General features: G+C 49.7%; 17 protein-coding genes and 1 pseudogene. 14 read left to right on the forward strand and 4 right to left on the reverse strand.

Going from position 1 to position 16,293, the window contains the following annotated elements; translation table 11 throughout:
• Positions 1–49: 49 nt before the first annotated feature.
• Positions 50–1,219: a GAK system CofD-like protein gene (locus XMM383_RS04360; RefSeq protein ID WP_173494598.1), complete on the forward strand. Its 1,170-nt coding sequence runs from the start codon at positions 50–52 to the stop codon at positions 1,217–1,219.
• Between the two features lie 96 nt (positions 1,220–1,315).
• Here the strand turns inward: XMM383_RS04360 and XMM383_RS04365 are convergent, their stop codons facing one another.
• Positions 1,316–2,281, reverse strand: coding sequence for a homoserine kinase (locus XMM383_RS04365; protein WP_173481846.1), 966 nt, complete (start codon positions 2,279–2,281; stop codon positions 1,316–1,318).
• 106 nt (positions 2,282–2,387) lie between these two features.
• Here XMM383_RS04365 and polA point away from each other — a divergent pair, with 106 nt between their 5' ends.
• Positions 2,388–5,144, forward strand: a complete 2,757-nt coding sequence (polA, locus tag XMM383_RS04370; RefSeq protein ID WP_173494599.1) for a DNA polymerase I — start codon at positions 2,388–2,390, stop codon at positions 5,142–5,144.
• Positions 5,145–5,170: 26 nt separating this feature from the next.
• On the opposite strand, the gene yihA is transcribed toward polA, so the two are convergent.
• Positions 5,171–5,806 carry a ribosome biogenesis GTP-binding protein YihA/YsxC gene (yihA, locus tag XMM383_RS04375; protein ID WP_173481848.1) on the reverse strand — a complete coding sequence of 212 codons (636 nt, stop codon included), beginning with the start codon at positions 5,804–5,806 and terminating at the stop codon, positions 5,171–5,173.
• A gap of 198 nt (positions 5,807–6,004) precedes the next feature.
• Between yihA and XMM383_RS04380 the strand changes: the two genes are divergently transcribed.
• The 11 genes and pseudogenes from XMM383_RS04380 (at position 6,005) to XMM383_RS04430 (ending at position 14,185) form a co-directional block, all read left to right on the forward strand.
• A complete protein-coding gene (locus XMM383_RS04380; protein ID WP_173494600.1) occupies positions 6,005–6,598 on the forward strand; it encodes a cytochrome c in 594 nt (197 codons plus the stop codon).
• A 109-nt stretch (positions 6,599–6,707) separates the two neighbouring features.
• Positions 6,708–7,340 carry a thiol:disulfide interchange protein DsbA/DsbL gene (locus tag XMM383_RS04385; protein WP_173481850.1) on the forward strand — a complete coding sequence of 211 codons (633 nt, stop codon included), beginning with the start codon at positions 6,708–6,710 and terminating at the stop codon, positions 7,338–7,340.
• Between the two features lie 109 nt (positions 7,341–7,449).
• Positions 7,450–9,078: a ubiquinone biosynthesis regulatory protein kinase UbiB gene (ubiB, locus tag XMM383_RS04390; RefSeq protein ID WP_173494601.1), complete on the forward strand. Its 1,629-nt coding sequence runs from the start codon at positions 7,450–7,452 to the stop codon at positions 9,076–9,078.
• Positions 9,079–9,087: 9 nt separating this feature from the next.
• Complete coding sequence (gene hisI / locus XMM383_RS04395; protein WP_173481852.1) at positions 9,088–9,495, forward strand: phosphoribosyl-AMP cyclohydrolase; 408 nt, start codon at positions 9,088–9,090, stop codon at positions 9,493–9,495.
• Positions 9,488–9,817, forward strand: coding sequence for a phosphoribosyl-ATP diphosphatase (locus XMM383_RS04400; RefSeq protein ID WP_173481853.1), 330 nt, complete (start codon positions 9,488–9,490; stop codon positions 9,815–9,817). The genes hisI and XMM383_RS04400 overlap by 8 nt, the downstream gene beginning before the upstream one ends.
• Positions 9,818–9,867: 50 nt before the next feature.
• Positions 9,868–10,113: a twin-arginine translocase TatA/TatE family subunit gene (gene tatA, locus XMM383_RS04405; RefSeq protein ID WP_173481854.1), complete on the forward strand. Its 246-nt coding sequence runs from the start codon at positions 9,868–9,870 to the stop codon at positions 10,111–10,113.
• A 6-nt stretch (positions 10,114–10,119) separates the two neighbouring features.
• On the forward strand, positions 10,120–10,620 hold the full coding sequence (tatB, locus tag XMM383_RS11865) for a Sec-independent protein translocase protein TatB (protein ID WP_173481855.1): 501 nt from the start codon (positions 10,120–10,122) through the stop codon (positions 10,618–10,620).
• Complete coding sequence (gene tatC, locus XMM383_RS04415; protein ID WP_173494602.1) at positions 10,598–11,428, forward strand: twin-arginine translocase subunit TatC; 831 nt, start codon at positions 10,598–10,600, stop codon at positions 11,426–11,428. Before tatB ends, tatC begins: the two co-directional genes overlap by 23 nt.
• Positions 11,429–11,444: 16 nt before the next feature.
• Complete coding sequence (locus XMM383_RS04420; protein ID WP_173494603.1) at positions 11,445–12,122, forward strand: tRNA-uridine aminocarboxypropyltransferase; 678 nt, start codon at positions 11,445–11,447, stop codon at positions 12,120–12,122.
• A gap of 151 nt (positions 12,123–12,273) precedes the next feature.
• Positions 12,274–12,927, forward strand: a pseudogene (locus XMM383_RS04425) (peroxiredoxin).
• Between the two features lie 103 nt (positions 12,928–13,030).
• Positions 13,031–14,185, forward strand: coding sequence for a glycerate kinase (locus tag XMM383_RS04430; RefSeq protein WP_173481859.1), 1,155 nt, complete (start codon positions 13,031–13,033; stop codon positions 14,183–14,185).
• On the opposite strand, the gene trxA is transcribed toward XMM383_RS04430, so the two are convergent.
• Positions 14,172–14,546 carry a thioredoxin gene (gene trxA, locus XMM383_RS04435; RefSeq protein WP_173481860.1) on the reverse strand — a complete coding sequence of 125 codons (375 nt, stop codon included), beginning with the start codon at positions 14,544–14,546 and terminating at the stop codon, positions 14,172–14,174. The two genes, XMM383_RS04430 and trxA, sit on opposite strands and share 14 nt — an antisense overlap.
• 135 nt (positions 14,547–14,681) lie before the next feature.
• Between trxA and XMM383_RS04440 the strand changes: the two genes are divergently transcribed.
• Positions 14,682–15,722 (forward strand): NAD-dependent epimerase/dehydratase family protein, encoded by a 1,041-nt coding sequence (locus XMM383_RS04440; protein ID WP_173494604.1) that lies wholly within the window; start codon positions 14,682–14,684, stop codon positions 15,720–15,722.
• Between the two features lie 67 nt (positions 15,723–15,789).
• On the opposite strand, the gene secB is transcribed toward XMM383_RS04440, so the two are convergent.
• Positions 15,790–16,272, reverse strand: coding sequence for a protein-export chaperone SecB (gene secB, locus XMM383_RS04445; RefSeq protein WP_173481862.1), 483 nt, complete (start codon positions 16,270–16,272; stop codon positions 15,790–15,792).
• Positions 16,273–16,293: the final 21 nt, after the last annotated feature.

A 16,293-nucleotide genomic window follows, 5' to 3' on the forward strand; every position in this document is an offset into this window, starting at 1 on the left:
CGCAGCAAACTTACACTGGGATGACATATCCACCTTTATTGAGTAGTGAATGCCCTTATCTGCTGACCATACGACTGCCCGTTTGGCTGAGTATCAAGCCAACCCTGATACCGGGCCTAAGTTGCTTTTTTTTAGCGGTGGCACTGCGTTGAATGGCTTTTCGCAGATTCTCAAACGCTATACCCATAACTCTATTCATTTAGTGACTCCCTATGACTCTGGCGGCAGCTCCGCTGTGTTGCGAAACGCATTTGATATGCCTGCTGTTGGCGATTTGCGCTCCCGCATGATGGCGTTAGCTGACGCTTCACTCGCCGGTCACCCTGAAGTGATCGAGCTGTTTGCGTACCGCCTGCCGACTGATGAGTCGCAGTTGCTATTGCGTGCAAGGGTCGAGGCGATGCAACAACGCAACGACAAGCGCGTCCAGTCCATCCCCGAGCCTGTCCAGAGCATTATTTGTGATTTTTTAAACTACTTTCTTGAGTCAGCTCCCAAGGATTTTGACTTCAGGCGAGCCAGTATTGGTAATCTGATATTGGCGGGGGGCTACCTGAGCCATAATCGATCATTAGATCCTATTGCTCTGCTGTTTAGTCGTCTGGTTCATGTTAGAGGCCAAGTACGCACTGTTACGGACGAGTGCGGTGAACTGAAAGTGACGACAGAGAGTGGGCGAGAGATCATCGGGCAGCATCGGATGACAGGAAAAGAGTCCCAGCCATTAAATGAGCGTATCGCCTTACTTGATCTGCATTTGCCGCAGGGCACGGAATCGCATTTGGCTGATCAAGAGAGAGGTTGGATCAATTCAGCAGATCTGGTCGTCTTCCCGCCCGGTAGTTTCTATAGCAGTATTCTGGCTAACCTACTCCCCAAAGGGGTGGGTAAAGCGATCATGGATAACCCTGCCAGCAAAGTGTATGTCCCAAATTTAGGTATGGATCCTGAGCAGTTTGGTATGACCTTGCAGGAGCAGGTTGAGCAGTTGGAACGATTTGTTGCTCGAGATGCAGGCGGTGGTTTTCAAGGTGGATCGGAGCGCTGTATCGATATTCTGCTGACCGATTCCACACTGTTGAGTGGCATTGATGCAGAGTTTCTAAACTGGCTTGGTAAGCGTGGCATTCAGCTTTTGGATGTTGATCTGGCTAATCCTGAACGCACAGATCGCTACGACGAGATTAAGTTGGCGGAAGCTTTATTATCACTGGCATAGATAGATGGGTCAGACCAGAGGTCAGACCCACCGGTTCCTCACAGGTGTCTGACCTCCGGTCTGACACCACTATCTTTTAAATGTAGAAATTCGTTCCTACAGCTGACTCGGCGATTTAATTCGGTGCATCAGCACCTGTTTAAACTCATCAGGGTCTTTCAGTGTCTTATCGCTGCCGTTGCCTTGCTGGGCATCAACCCAAGGCTCAAGGCGTGATAGCCAAAAACGCATCGCGGCGGTACGAGTCAGCTGCGGCCAAACCTCATGCTCTTCTGCACTAAAGGGGCGAATCGCTGAATAGGCTTTTAACAGCGCTTGCTCTCTCACCGGATCAATCTGCAGATTCTCATCCAGACACCAATCATTGGCGACAATCGCAAGGTCATAGAGCCAGTAGGCGGTTGCCGCATTGTAGATATCCAGAATTGCCGTCAGCTTATCCTCATGGAACAGCGCGTTGTCATGGAAAAGATCGCCATGGGTAATGCCCATCGGCAGGTTGGTGTAGGTGTCGCGTAGCTCATCAAACCGAGCGACCTCTTCGGATAGCAGATCACGAGACTCTGAATCGATAAAAGGCGCGAGTCGTTCACTCTCTCTGCGCCACCAAAATACCCCACGGTGTGCCTGACGCTTTAGATAAAAATCCTTAGAGGCTTGGTGGTAGTGTGCAAGGGCTGTGCCGATTTGAGCACAATGATTGGCCGTCATAAGCTCGCGTTTTAGGTGTGCACCGGGGTATCGCGGTTGAATAATGGCCGGTTTTTTTGAGATCTGTTTCAGACCAATGCCATTGCGATCTTCGATGGCATAAGAGACGGGAACATTACGTTTCGCTAGCCAGCTGCCCAGTTCAACAAAGAAAGGTGCCTCATCTCTGTCAAGCTCTTCAAAGAGAGTGAGTACATACTCCGCCTGCTGGCCGCTCTTTTCTGTTGTTAAGAAAAAGTTGGTGTTTTCAATACCACCGTCAATGCCTTTAAGTGCCACGGCCTGGCCAATATCAAAATCAGCGAGCAGTTTGTCGAGGTCGGTGTCAGACACCTGAGTGTATACAGCCATGGTTGGTTCTCAATGATCAGGGGCTATCTGCTGCTAAAGCTTGGGTGCAGCAGCGCTTTTGTCTATGATTGTGTGCCTTGCTTAAAAATACAATAGATATCTTATTATGACCGACACAAAAGCCCCCGTAGTTCTCGTTGATGGCTCCTCTTATCTGTTCCGCGCCTTCTTTGCGTCACAACAGGCTGATTTAAGAACATCCGACGGACGTCCAAGCGGTGCGGTGCGACTGGTCACCTCAATGATGCGCAGTCTGCTAAAGAGTTATCCAAACTCTCCTGTGGCGGTCATCTTCGATGCTAAGGGTAAAACCTTCCGTGATGAGATCTATCCTGAATACAAAGCACAGCGTCCTCCGATGCCCGATGATCTGCGTGAGCAAATTGAGCCGGTTCACAACATTATTAAGGCAATGGGATTGCCACTGTTGGTGGAAGAGGGCGTCGAAGCGGATGATGTGATCGGTACACTGGCGCGCCAGGCCGAAGCGCACAATTTAGAGGTTGTGATCTCAACGGGCGATAAAGATATGGCGCAGTTGGTCGATGATAAGGTCACCCTAATCAACACCATGACTGACACTAAGATGGATCGCGACGGGGTGGTCGAAAAGTTTGGTATTCCCCCAGAATTGATCATCGATTATCTGGCTCTGATGGGCGATAAGGTCGATAACATTCCAGGTGTGCCTGGCGTGGGCGAGAAGACAGCACTGGCGCTTCTGCAAGGTATTGGCGGTATCAGTGACCTCTACCAAAATCTCGATAAGATTGCCGATCTAACCTTCCGTGGCTCTAAAACCATGGCCAAGAAACTTGAAGAGCATCGTGAAGCGGCTGAGCTCTCTTATCTGTTAGCGACTATTAAAACGGATGTTGAACTGTCGATCTCTCTATCGGATGTGCACCTTCCGCAACCTGATAACGCTTCGTTGATTGAGCTGTTTAAGGATTACGAGTTCCGCTCATGGGTGGCGCTATTAGAGGGCCCCGATGGGCAAGCTGTTGAAGACTCTGCGCCTTCAAACGAGCCCGTTGCTCCTAAGCCCAGTGTTGAACGCCACTACGAAACCATTTTGGATCAGGCGACGGCCTCTGCGTGGTTTGCCAAACTGCGCGCTGCGGGCACCTTTGCCTTTGATACCGAGACGACCAGCCTAAACTACATGCAAGCTCAGTTAGTGGGTGTCTCATTCTGTTGTGAAGAGGGCAAAGCGGCCTACTTGCCACTGGGCCATGATTACGTCGGCGTGCCGGAGCAAGTTAATTTTGATTGGGCGTTAGCTGAGCTTAAAACGCTGCTCGAGGATGCCTCCCTCAATAAAGTGGGTCAGCACATTAAGTACGACATGAATGTGCTGGCGCGATATGGCATTAATGTTCAAGGCGTATCAGCCGATACCATGCTGGAATCCTATGTACTGAACAGCACCGCGACACGCCATGATATGGACAGTTTGGCTAAGTTCTATCTAGATGAGAGTACCATCAGCTTTGAATCCTTGGCGGGTAAAGGCAAGAAGCAACTGACCTTTAATCAGATCGAGATAGAGCAGGCCGCCCCTTATGCCGCTGAAGATGCCGATATTACGTGGCGTCTGCATGAGACCTTGCAGCAAGCTCTAAATGAAGTGCCTTCGGTGAAACCGATTCTAGACGAGATCGAGATTCCACTGATTCCGGTTCTGTCACGCATTGAACGCAACGGTGCGCTGATTAAATCGGTACTGCTGGCGCAACAGAGTGCTGAGATCGAGCAGCGCCTTAAGGTGTTAGAGAACGACGCGTTTGAAGCGGCGGGTGAGCCGTTTAATCTATCCTCACCTAAACAACTGCAGACCATTCTGTTTGAAAAGCAGGGGCTGCCGGTGATTAAGAAGACTCCGAAAGGCGCCCCGTCGACGGCAGAAGAGGTGCTGCAAGAGTTGGCGCTGGAGTACCCACTGCCCAAGCTGATTATTGAGCACCGCGGTCTAACCAAATTGAAATCGACCTACACGGACAAGCTGCCGACGATGGTTGATCCCAATACGGGTCGTCTGCATACCTCATACCATCAAGCGGTGACGGCTACAGGACGTCTCTCTTCGACCGACCCTAACCTGCAGAATATTCCGGTTAGAACGGCCGAAGGTCGACGCATTCGACACGCCTTTGTCGCTCCAGAGGGCTACCGCATGGTGGCAGCAGACTATTCACAGATCGAACTGCGCATTATGGCTCACCTCTCTGGTGATGCGGGGTTAGTCAATGCCTTTGCCAATGGCGATGACATTCACAAAGCGACGGCTGCCGAGGTCTTTAAGGTCTCACCGGATGAAGTCAGCACCGATCAGCGCCGCAGTGCTAAAGCGATCAACTTCGGTTTGATCTACGGTATGTCTGCGTTTGGTTTGGCTAAGCAGTTGGGTACGTCGCGTAAAGAGGCGCAAACCTACATTGAGCACTATTTCGAAACCTACCCAGGTGTCCAAAACTACATGGAGAGCACCCGCGAAATGGCTCGCGAGCAGGGTTACGTTGAGACCATCTTTGGTCGCCGTCTCTACTTGCCAGAGATCAACGCCCGTAACCCAATGTTGCGCCAGGGGGCTGAACGAACTGCGATCAATGCTCCGATGCAGGGTACCGCCGCCGATATCATTAAGCGCGCGATGTTGGCGGTGGATGCTTGGCTAACAGAGAGCGGCTTTGATGCCAGAATGATCATGCAAGTGCACGATGAATTGGTCTTTGAAGTGGCTGAAGATCAGGTTGATGCATTTAATGCAGAGATTAAACGTCTGATGGAGTCGGCCGCTGAATTGAGTGTGCCGCTGTTGGTCGAAGTGGGTGTCGGTGATAACTGGGAGCAAGCGCACTAAGCGTGCTCCCGTTGACACAAATAGCTCTATTCTGCGTCGAACGGCTCAGGCAGTAGCCAGCTGTCTAGACGGTTACGTAGCTGATCGACGCCCGTTTTCTTTAGTGCTGAAAAGACCTGGACACTGACTTTGTCGGCCAGACGCTCTTTGGTCTCTTTCTTAATCTTCAACAGTGTTGCCTGAGCTGGGCCGCGTTTTAGCTTGTCGGCTTTGGTGAGAAGGATGTGCAGTGGCACGCCCGTAGATTCACACCAGTCGATCATCATCTCATCGAACTCTTTCATCGGATGGCGGATATCCATCACCAATACCACCCCGCGCAGACATTGACGGCGCTGTAAGTAGTCATCGAGATGCTTTTGCCAGTGCTCTTTCATCGCGATCGGCACTTTCGCATAGCCATACCCTGGAAGGTCGACAATGCGCACACCTTCGACATTCAGATCGAAAAAGTTGATCAGCTGTGTGCGACCTGGCGTTTTAGAAGTGCGCGCTAAACTGTTTTGATTGGTTAGCGAGTTAATGGCACTCGACTTGCCCGCATTGGAACGTCCAGCAAAGGCAACTTCTGCACCGACATCTTCTGGACATTGACTGAGTTTTGCCGCGCTTATAAGAAAACGTGCTGTGTTGTAATGAATTTGTTCTAACTCTTCAGTCATATCTGGCCTTTAGTACTATATAAGTACGGGGTTTATCGGTTTTCGTTATAGATGATTAGGTTTATAATGCACCGCAATTTTAGCGCTGTCGTCAACTCGTAACCACCAAAAGTGAAAAAAACGAGCGCGTTGAACGGATTCGACGAAGCCAGTACCACTGGTTTCAAACTTTTCAAAGATGAAATGTGGGTAGAGAGCATGAAAAAAGTATTACTCGGAATGTTGATCAGCGTTGGTCTGGTTAGCGGATCGAATGCGGCAGATGTCGCTCAACTAACGGCTGTTTGTGCTGGCTGTCACGGTGCAGATGGTAACAGCATGGTGGGTAACTTTCCTAAGATTGCCGGCCAAGGCCAGCCATACCTGCTAAAGCAGCTTAAAGAGATCAAGTCAGGTGCACGTGCTATTCCTGAAATGACTGGTCTTCTTGATGCGATGAGCGATGATGAGCTTGCTGCGATTGCCGCTCACTACGCAGGTAAAACGATGGTTGGTGGTCAGGCAGATCCAGCACTGGTTGAGCTTGGTCAGAAGATCTACCGCGCAGGTAACCCAGAGAGTGGTGTTGCAGCGTGTACTGCCTGTCACGGTCCTGTAGGCAAAGGCATTACCTCTGCAGGCTACCCAGCTCTAGCGGGTCAGCACGCTCAATACACTGAGAGCACACTTAAGAAGTTCTACTCAGGTGAGCGTAACAACGATCCAAACGCGATGATGCGTACGATCGCTGCGAAGATGAAAGAGAACGAAATGAAAGCGGTAGCCGCTTACATCCAGGGTCTTTACGAGTAATCGTAGACTTCTATAAAGAGGCAGCTTCGGCTGCCTTTTTTGATTTCAGCTTCAATTCAGCCATGACCATTACTTTAGTTATTAAAGATAATTTCCAAGGAACTAAACCATGTTAAGACGTTCATTCAATCTGTTTGCTGTTGCCGTTTTGTCGCTTGGCGCCACACTTGCTCATGCGACAGAGTGGAAGGCGGGTGAGCACTACACCGTTCTTAAACAGCCTGTACCCACAGCGGATGCGAGCAAAATCGAGGTGGTTGAGGCCTTTGGTTACTCTTGTCCGCACTGTAATGCCTTTGAGCCGATGCTTCACGCTTGGAGCCAGAAGCTTGCAGACGACGTGACGTTTGAAAACATGCCAGTTGTGTTTGGCCGCAGTTGGGAGCCACTCGCTCGTGCATACTACGTAGGTAAGCTATTGGGCGTTAAAGATAAGGTTCACCAAGCGATGTTTGATGCGATTCATGTTGAGCGTCGTCGCTTCCGTAGTCCAGAAGATATCGCTGAAGTATTTGAAGAGCATGGCGTGTCGAAGCAGGACTTCCTTAAGACCTACAACTCCTTTGCGGTTGGCATGCAGTTGAAGCAGAGTGATGCGCGTGTCCGTGGATACCAGATTCAGGGTGTACCAAGCATCATCGTTAACGGTAAATACCTAGTCACCTCTACTCTAACGGGTTCACACGCCAACATGTTGAAAGTGGCAGAACACCTAATCGAGAAAGAGCGCAACGCTCAATAAAGGCACAATAACCTTCTAACAGCTGCTCCTTTTGGAGCAGTTGTTTTTTGTGCTCCTCTAAGGTGGCATAATAGCCGCTTCATTATCGATCAGTGCTGGCGGCCGTTTCGTGCAAAGCATTCTTAGAATCATCAAAATTTATTGGGTTATTGCCCGTTTTCGTCTTGATACCTTCATCAACACGACCCGCTTGCCCTGGTACCTTCGCCTTGTGGTTACGCTTCTGCCTTGGCGTCTCTTCTTCCGAGCTAAGGGTAGCTCTGAGGCGCGTTTACGCGGCGCATTGATCGCTTTAGGCCCTGTATTTATAAAGTTTGGACAGACTCTATCAACCCGACGTGACTTACTACCGCCAGATCTCGCCAATGAATTGGCCCTGCTGCAAGATCGAGTGCCTCCATTCGAAGGCGCGCAAGCGCGTCAGTTGATAGAGAAACAACTGGGTGCCAGTGTTGATGAGCTTTTTGCAGAGTTCGATGCCGAACCCTTAGCCTCGGCATCCGTTGCCCAAGTTCATCCAGCCCGACTGAAAGATGGCCGTGCTGTCGTTGTTAAAGTGATTCGCCCTGGCATTGAACGTGTCATACGCCAGGATGTTGCGCTGCTCTATGTCATGGCACGCATGGTGCAGAATCTTTGGTCCGAGGGTAAGCGCCTGCGCCCCGTTGAGGTGGTTGAAGAGTACGAACAGACCATCTTTGATGAGCTCGATCTGCGTAAAGAGGCGGCCAATGCGACTCAGCTAAGACGTAACTTTGCCGACTCAGATATTCTTTACGTGCCCGAAGTTTATTGGGACTTCACGCGTCAAAGCGTCATGGTGATGGAGCGTATATCCGGTATTCCTGTAGCGGATGTCGACGCTTTGCAAGCTCAGGGTACCAATATGGAGAAGCTGGCTGAACGTGGCGTAGAGATCTTCTTTACCCAAGTCTTCCGTGACAGTTTTTTCCATGCTGATATGCACCCAGGCAATATCTTTGTGTCGCGTGAAAATCCTGACGACCCACAATACATTGCCGTTGATTTTGGTATTGTGGGATCGCTTTCACCTGAAGATCAGAGCTACCTGGCCCGTAATATTTTGGCCTTCTTCCAGCGCGACTACCGTTTGGTGGCACAGCTACACATCGACTCCGGTTGGGTACCTGCTGATACCAATGTTCACGCTTTCGAGACCGCGATTCGCAGTGTCTGCGAGCCGATTTTTGAAAAGCCATTGAAGGACATATCCTTTGGAATGGTGCTGTTAGGACTGTTTCAGACGGCGCGTCGCTTTAATATGGTCGTGCAACCTCAGCTGATTCTTCTACAAAAAACCTTGCTCAATATTGAAGGGCTGGGTCGGCAGCTCTATCCAGAATTGGATCTTTGGAAAACGGGTAAACCCTATCTAGAGAACTGGATGAAAGAGCGTATGGGTGTCAAAGCGATGATCAAGAATATCAAGCAGCAGGCACCGGATTGGATTGAGAAGTTACCGCAAATTCCACAACTGGTATTTGATAACTTGCAACAAAACCGTCAAGCGGGTGAGTTAGAGTACCAACGCATGCTGGCTTTGCAGCAAGCGCAAGAGCAGCGATCACGTAATACACGCCGTACCCTACTGTTGGCAGCCACTTTAGCAGCTGCGACAGCATTGGCAGAGCCAACCGTATTGGCTTGGGTAGAATCCCTACCCGGTTATGCTTGGCTGCCAGCCGGTTTGGCTTGGCTGCTTGTGTGGCGGGCATAGGAAAGAGAGATGTCTTGGTTAGATGAAATTAAGTGGGATGATCGTGGTTTAGTACCGGCGATCGCTCAAGATTACAAAACCGGTGAAAACCTAATGGTCGCTTGGATGAACCGCGAGTCATTAGAGTTGAGTGTGGCCGAAGGGCGTGCCATTTATTGGTCGCGTTCGCGTCAAAAGCTTTGGCGTAAAGGTGAAGAGTCGGGTAATGTTCAGCAGCTGCACGCGATCCGTTTGGACTGTGATGCAGATGTCATTCAGTTGAGCGTTGAACAAATTGGCGAAGTGGCTTGTCATACAGGTCGCCGCAGCTGTTTTTACCGTAAGCTCAATAGTGAGACCGGCGAATGGCAAGTTGAAACGGACGTGCTGAAGGATCCAGCGCTGCTGTATGCGAAAGAGGATACCAAAGGTGAATAACGTTATTGGCGAACTGTCCGCTATTCTTGAAGAACGTAAAGGGGCGTCAGCTGACTCGAGTTATGTAGCCAGTCTTTACTCTAAAGGGTTAAATAAGATCCTAGAGAAAGTGGGCGAAGAGGCGACTGAAACCATCCTTGCGGCTAAAGATGCAGAAAAGAGTGGTGACAATTCGGAGCTAATCTACGAAACTGCTGATCTTTGGTTCCATACCATGGTGGCGTTAAAGCACTTAGATGTGTCACCGGAACAGGTTTTAGAGGAACTGGCACGACGTTTTGGTCTGTCAGGCCTTGAAGAAAAAGCAAATCGCACCAAATAATAGGTGTATAACAAACTAAAACAGAACAACAACGCGTTAGGAGAACTGTAATGGGTTTTGGTGGTATCAGCATTTGGCAATTGGTTATCGTACTCGGCATTATCATTCTGCTGTTCGGTACTAAGAAACTTCGTAACCTGGGTGGTGACGTAGGTTCAGCTGTAAAAGGCTTCAAAAAAGCAATGTCTGATGAAGGCGCAAAAGAAGAGCCTAAATCAATCGCTCAAGAGAGTGATGCAGAGTTCAAAGCTGCAGACGCTGAAAAAACTGAAGATAAAACCGAATCTAAGTCTTAATTTAAGATGTTTGATATCGGTTTTGCCGAGCTGCTCATCGTTGGTGTAGTAGGTCTGGTCGTACTTGGTCCAGAGAAACTGCCGACAGCAGCTCGCACGGTTGGCCTATGGGTAGGTCGTATTCGCCGCTCTATCGGTTCGATTCAACGCGAGATCAATGAAGAGTTGCGCGTTGACGAGCTAAAACGCACCACGGCGATGAGCAAAGATCAGCTAGAGAAAGAGCTTGGTGATGTTACCGAATCTTTCCAGCGTCCTTTTGGTGAGGATTCGCCTGCAGAAAAAGCAGCACCTGACGCCCCCAAAACCGACTTTGACCCAACTTCATTTACCAGTGACCCTTCCGTTCACGAAGCTTACAAGCCAACCGCCGTAGCCGAAGAGAACGCTCAAGAAGAGAGCGCTGCCCAAGTCGCTGAATCAGATGTTGCCGAGCCGGTAACTGCTGAACCAGCTGAGCAGCTAGCGGACAATACAGAGCAGAATGAGCCAAACAAACACAGCTGATAAAGAGCAGCCATTAATTGCCCACCTAATCGAGTTACGCCAGCGCGTCATGCGCATCGTGTTGTTCGTGTTGGTGATTTTTGCGGGGCTTTTCTACTTCGCGAATGATCTTTATGCCTACCTATCGGCACCGCTGACTGCGTTGCTGCCTGAAGGGACCAGCATGATCGCGACAGACGTCACGTCGCCGTTCTTTGCGCCCTTTAAATTGGCATTGGTGTTAGCGGTATTCATCGGTATCCCTTACATTTTGCATCAGATCTGGAGCTTCATCGCACCAGGTCTTTACGAAAATGAGAAGCACCTTGCCGTGCCTCTTCTGATCTCATCGATCTTCCTCTTCTACGCCGGTATTGCCTTTGCCTACTTTGTGGTCTTCCCACTGGTATTTGGCTTCTTTACCAGCGTAGGTCCAGAGAACGTTGCGGTGATGACGGACATCAGCAGCTATTTGAACTTCGTACTAAAACTGTTCTTCGCTTTTGGTGTGGTCTTCGAGATCCCTATCGCGACGCTGTTATTGATCTGGTCAGGCGCGACAACGGCGCAATCACTGGGTGAAAAACGTGCCTATGTGATCGTTGGCTGTTTTGTTGTCGGCATGCTGCTGACACCCCCAGATATCATCTCTCAATCTCTGCTCGCACTGCCAATGTGGCTGCTGTTCGAAGTGGGTCTGATTATGGGCCGTGTCTTTGTCCGCAACACGGATGAGGAGGAGTTTGAAGATGAGTTCGCTGCGGCTGAAGCGGAAGACGACGCAAACCGTTCAGACTCAGAAGAGACTGATAGCAGCGCTAAAAGCTAAGTTTTAACGCTGCTCAATGCCTCAGGTCGACAATCCCCCTCGTAAACCCTTTGTTACGCGTGGTGCTAATGTAAAGCGCTGTGAACAGTGCCGTCTGCCAATCACCGCCTGTATCTGTGAGTACCGATCTGAAGTGGAATCACAGGTTGAATTTGTGGTGTTGATGCATCGTTACGAAACCTATAAACCCACCAATACCGGTAGGCTAATCGCCGACAGCATCGCTAAAACCCGCGTCATAGAGTGGCAAGGTCGTAAAGAGCCCGGTGACGAGTTAACGGCTTTGCTGAACGATCCCAGTTACCAGCCTATCATTGTCTTCCCACCCGCAGAGGACTACCTCGAGCGAATGACAACGCCCGTTCAGGTACAACAGAATTCGGCTAAGCCCCTTTTAATTCTGCTGGATGGTACCTGGCGACAAGCGCGCAGAATCTTCCGCCACTCAGACTACCTACAACATCTTCCAGTGATCAGTCTGGATGAAGTGCGCGAGTCGAGTTATGGATTGCGCAAAGCGATTCATGAAGGACAACTCTGCACCGCCGAAGTGGCCATCGCACTGCTTGAGCAGCTTGGCGATGAACCTGCCGCTAACCACCTCAATGCCTATTTCAAACGCTTTAATCAGCACTACGTTGCCAGTCGTGGTCGATTAGCCAAGCGTGATCGTGACACAGGCGAACTGGTTTAAGTTCTTTTTTCGCCAAGCTCTTCGATGACCAACATAGATATAATTTATCAAGGCCATAAACATAATAAAATTTATTATGTATTTTTGTTATGTAACTATAACCATATCGACTGAAGACAAGTCGAAATTAAATTAACAATGGAGATAAACCATGGCTTTACGTATTAATGATACTGTTCCAAATCTTGATCTTGTCACTGATTAGGGTGAATTCAAGCTTCATGATTTCATTGGTGATAGCTGGACAATCCTTTTCAGCCATCCGAAAGACTTTACTCCAGTATGTACAACTGAATTTGGCGCAGTTGCTCAACTGGCTGATGAATGGGCTAAGCGCAACACAAAAGTGATCGGTCTATCGGTTGACGGTGTTGATGAGCACAAAGAGTGGAAGTGCGATATCGAGAGCTTTGCCAATGCAAAGGCTAATTTCCCAATCATTGCTGATGAGTCGCTAGAGGTTTCTAAAGCACTGGATATGTTGCCAGCGGAAGCATACCTCCCTGATGGCAGAACAGCAGCTGATTCTGCTAGTGTTCGAGTTGTTTTCATTTTTAGCCCAGATAAAAAGTTACAGCTTTCGATGACGTACCCTATGTCTGTAGGTCGTAATTTTGCTGAGGTTTTGCGTGCCCTAGATGCACTTCAAGCTTCTTACGGTGTGCCAATTGCGATGCCAGCAAACTGGGCGCCAGGTGAGGACGTCATCGTAGCTCTATCACTTAACGATGAAGAGGCTAAAGAGCGTTTTGGCGATGTAGACATCAAGCTGCCTTACCTACGCACCACTAAGCAGCCCTCTTAAGACCGGTTCTGTAATAAGACCCAGCCATGTGCTGGGTTTTTTATTGCTTGATGCAGTGCACAATGCGATAGTTGGGTGAGTCCCAACTTCTGGAGCCTTGTTGATGAAGCTAGTCATTGCCCCTGATTCGTTCAAAGAGAGCCTAGATGCAGAAGGCGTCGCACGTGCGATTGCCAAAGGCATTGAGTCAACGCTAACGGATGTCGACATTCACTGCGTACCTGTGGCGGACGGTGGCGAGGGAACGACGGAAGCGCTGATTGCAGCAACCTCTGGGAAGCAACACACGGCCGAAGTGACGGGGCCATTAGGGGGCTCCCTCAATGCTATCTGGGGCGTACTGGGTCACCAAGAGGGTGTGCCACTGACAGCGGTGGTCGAAACAGCGGCAGCCTCAGGATTGGATAAGATACTGCCTGAACAGCGTGATGCCCTAACAGCTTCAACCTATGGTACGGGTGAGCTGATCCTTAAAGCCCTGGATCAAGGCGCGCGTCGCATCATTATGGGCTTAGGAGGCAGTGCCACCAATGATGGTGGAACGGGATTGTTAAGGGCTCTGGGTGCTAAGTTTCTTGATGCGGCAGGTCATGAACTTGCCGAAGGGGGTGCGGCACTGGCTGATCTGGATCGTATAGATCTAACCGGATTTGACCCACGTTTAGCCGAGACAGAGTTCTTAGTCGCCTGTGATGTTGATAATCCGCTGTTAGGTGAGCGGGGGGCTTCTGCTATTTTTGGTCCGCAAAAGGGGGCGACACCTGAACAGGTTCAACAGTTGGATGACGCCCTAACTCGATTGGCCGACGTGAGTGCTGACTTGTTGGGTAAGGATTTACGAGATCGTGCCGGCGCTGGCGCAGCGGGTGGCCTTGGCTACGCGTTGGTTCAGTTTTTAGATGCTCGCTTAGCACCAGGTATCGATCTGGTGCTGGAGGCGGTCGATTTCCATAAAACGCTTGAGGGTGCCGATCTGGTGATTACCGGTGAGGGACGCATGGACGGTCAAAGTCTAAGCGGTAAAACCCCGGTTGGCGTTGCACGTTGGGCTAAACAGCACGACCTGCCTGTGATTGCACTCTGTGGCTCAATTGGTGAGGGGGCAGAGGGCGTGCATGACGTGGGGATAGATGCACTTTTCTCAGTGGTTCCAGGTGTTTGTAGCTTGGAAGAGGCGCTTGCTAATGGCGCTGAAAATTTAGAAAGAACTGGCGCCCAAATTGGACGCCTGTTGAGCCTGAAGACTATTCAGCTTTAGCTGCGGCTTGTTGCTCAATCTCTGCACGAACGGTATCCATATCAAGTTCAGCCGCTTTGGTCAGCAGTTCGCGAAGCTGTCCCGCTTGCAGTGCACCGCCTTCGTTGTAGATCAGAATGTTGTCGCGGAAGATCATCAGTGTTGGAATCGAGCGAATGCGGAACTCTGCTGCAATTTGCTGTTCAACCTCAGTATTCACCTTACCAAAGACAACGTCTGGGAACTCTTCAGAGACGGTATCAAAGGTTGGGCCAAAGGCTTTACAAGGACCACACCAAGGCGCCCAGTAATCGACAATCACAAAGTTGTTTTGCGTAATGGTCGATTCAAAATTCTCTTGGTTTAGCTCAATAACCGCCATGTTGCTCTCCTAATGTTTAGTTTATATTAGAAACAGCTTATCAATGATTGATGGCAGTTAATAGGATTAAAGCGGTCTAGGTCTAAAACACTAGCGTACGTGATACATTAATTAAAATTTAGAAGAGTCCTTTATATGAACATAGATCGTTCTCTTTCCGTCGCAGTGACGGGTGCTACAGGCTATGTTGCTGGTTGGATTATTAAGCGCTTATTGGAAGAGGGGTTAACTATACATGCCACGGTGCGTGATCCCGAGGCCACCGATAAACTTAAAGCGTTGAACGCCTTAGCTGATGGAAGCCCGGGTACGCTTAAATTCTTCAAAACCGATCTGCTCTCCAAAGAGGGGTTTGCCGATGCGATCGAGGGGTGTGGTGTTGTATTTCATACCGCATCGCCTTTTACCTCAAATTTTAAAGACCCGCAGCGGGAACTTATTGATCCTGCGTTGATCGGTACCCGCAATGTGCTCGAGACGGCTAAATCCTTCGAAACCGTTAAGCGGGTGGTGGTCACCAGTTCTTGTGCTGCAATCTATACTGATGCGACAGAGTGTGACTCGGTCGAGGGCGGCGTGCTAACGGAAGCAAACTGGAATGAAACCGCATCCATAGACTATCAGCCCTATTCGTATTCAAAAACTGTGACCGAACGTGAAGCCTGGCGCATCGCTGAGGATGCATCGTTTGACTTGGTGACGATCAATCCCTGTTTAGTGATGGGGCCAGCGATAGGTGGCATTCCAACGTCAGAGAGTTTCTCGATCATCGAACGTGTGGGTTCGGGTGAGTTCAAACAGGGTGCGCCACGTTTAGGTATTGGTTTTGTTGATGTTCGAGAGGTCGCAGAAGCTCATCTACGTGCAGCCTTCACCCCTGAGGCAGTAGGGCGCTTTATTCTTTCTGGACACTGTAGCGACCTACTAACCGCACTACTGACACTGCAAGCGCGATTCGGAAAGGACTACAAACTTCCCAAGAGAGCTGCACCTAAATGGTTGGTTTGGTTGCTTGCTCCGTTCATTAAATTGGATCGAAAGTTTATTGCTAACAACGTCAACATCGAATGGCGAGCGGACAACAGTAAGAGTCGGGAGGTATTAGGTATTGAGTATCGTCCACTCTCTGAAACGATGAATGATATGTTCGAGTATTGGGTGGAGCATCGATCGTAAAACACCGATCTTTAGACAACAAAAAAGGAGGCATTCGCCTCCTTTTTATATTGTGTGCAGTGCGTGCTTATTCAGCCGCTTCAGCTTCGCCTTGCTCTGCTTTCTGCTGTTCCATTACTTGCTGAACTTTCTGTGCGTACAAAGCATCGAAGTTCACCTGTGCAAGCATCAGTGCAGGGAAGCTAGCTTTAGTCGCTAGGTTGTCTACTGCTTCACGTGCGTATGGGAATAGAAGCGTTGGGCAGTATGCACCTAGAGTGTGGTGCAGCTGTGCTGGCTCAAAGCCGCTGATCTGGAAGATAGCTGCTTGCTGTACTTCGATCAGAAAGGCTGTTTCATCTTCTGTCTTAACGGTCACAGTCAGTGTTAGGTTCACTTCGTAGTGATCATCGCCCAGTACACGGCTAGCCGAATTAACATCTAGACCAACCTGTGGCTGCCAAGCTTTGTTGAAAATTTCTGGGCCAGCAGGTGTTTCAAGTGATGCGTCTTTTAGGTAGACACGTTTCATACCAAACTGTGGTGCTGGTTGCTGATTCTCTTCAGACATGTTGCTTCCTTACTTTTAATC

Origin of the sequence: Marinobacterium sp. xm-m-383, assembly GCF_013283255.1 — a bacterium.
GTDB lineage: Bacteria > Pseudomonadota > Gammaproteobacteria > Pseudomonadales > Balneatricaceae > Marinobacterium_E.

Coding starts and splice junctions, on each gene's coding strand:
- secB (WP_173481862.1), bottom strand. CDS start 16,272: ATGTCTGAAGAGAATCAGCAACCAGCACCACAGTTTGGTATGAAACGT.
- hisI (WP_173481852.1), top strand. CDS start 9,088: ATGTCTTGGTTAGATGAAATTAAGTGGGATGATCGTGGTTTAGTACCG.
- XMM383_RS04440 (WP_173494604.1), top strand. CDS start 14,682: ATGAACATAGATCGTTCTCTTTCCGTCGCAGTGACGGGTGCTACAGGC.
- XMM383_RS04385 (WP_173481850.1), top strand. CDS start 6,708: ATGTTAAGACGTTCATTCAATCTGTTTGCTGTTGCCGTTTTGTCGCTT.
- tatC (WP_173494602.1), top strand. CDS start 10,598: ATGAGCCAAACAAACACAGCTGATAAAGAGCAGCCATTAATTGCCCAC.
- polA (WP_173494599.1), top strand. CDS start 2,388: ATGACCGACACAAAAGCCCCCGTAGTTCTCGTTGATGGCTCCTCTTAT.
- trxA (WP_173481860.1), bottom strand. CDS start 14,546: ATGGCGGTTATTGAGCTAAACCAAGAGAATTTTGAATCGACCATTACG.
- XMM383_RS04365 (WP_173481846.1), bottom strand. CDS start 2,281: ATGGCTGTATACACTCAGGTGTCTGACACCGACCTCGACAAACTGCTC.
- XMM383_RS04430 (WP_173481859.1), top strand. CDS start 13,031: ATGAAGCTAGTCATTGCCCCTGATTCGTTCAAAGAGAGCCTAGATGCA.
- tatB (WP_173481855.1), top strand. CDS start 10,120: ATGTTTGATATCGGTTTTGCCGAGCTGCTCATCGTTGGTGTAGTAGGT.
- XMM383_RS04420 (WP_173494603.1), top strand. CDS start 11,445: ATGCCTCAGGTCGACAATCCCCCTCGTAAACCCTTTGTTACGCGTGGT.
- XMM383_RS04360 (WP_173494598.1), top strand. CDS start 50: ATGCCCTTATCTGCTGACCATACGACTGCCCGTTTGGCTGAGTATCAA.
- tatA (WP_173481854.1), top strand. CDS start 9,868: ATGGGTTTTGGTGGTATCAGCATTTGGCAATTGGTTATCGTACTCGGC.
- yihA (WP_173481848.1), bottom strand. CDS start 5,806: ATGACTGAAGAGTTAGAACAAATTCATTACAACACAGCACGTTTTCTT.
- XMM383_RS04380 (WP_173494600.1), top strand. CDS start 6,005: ATGAAAAAAGTATTACTCGGAATGTTGATCAGCGTTGGTCTGGTTAGC.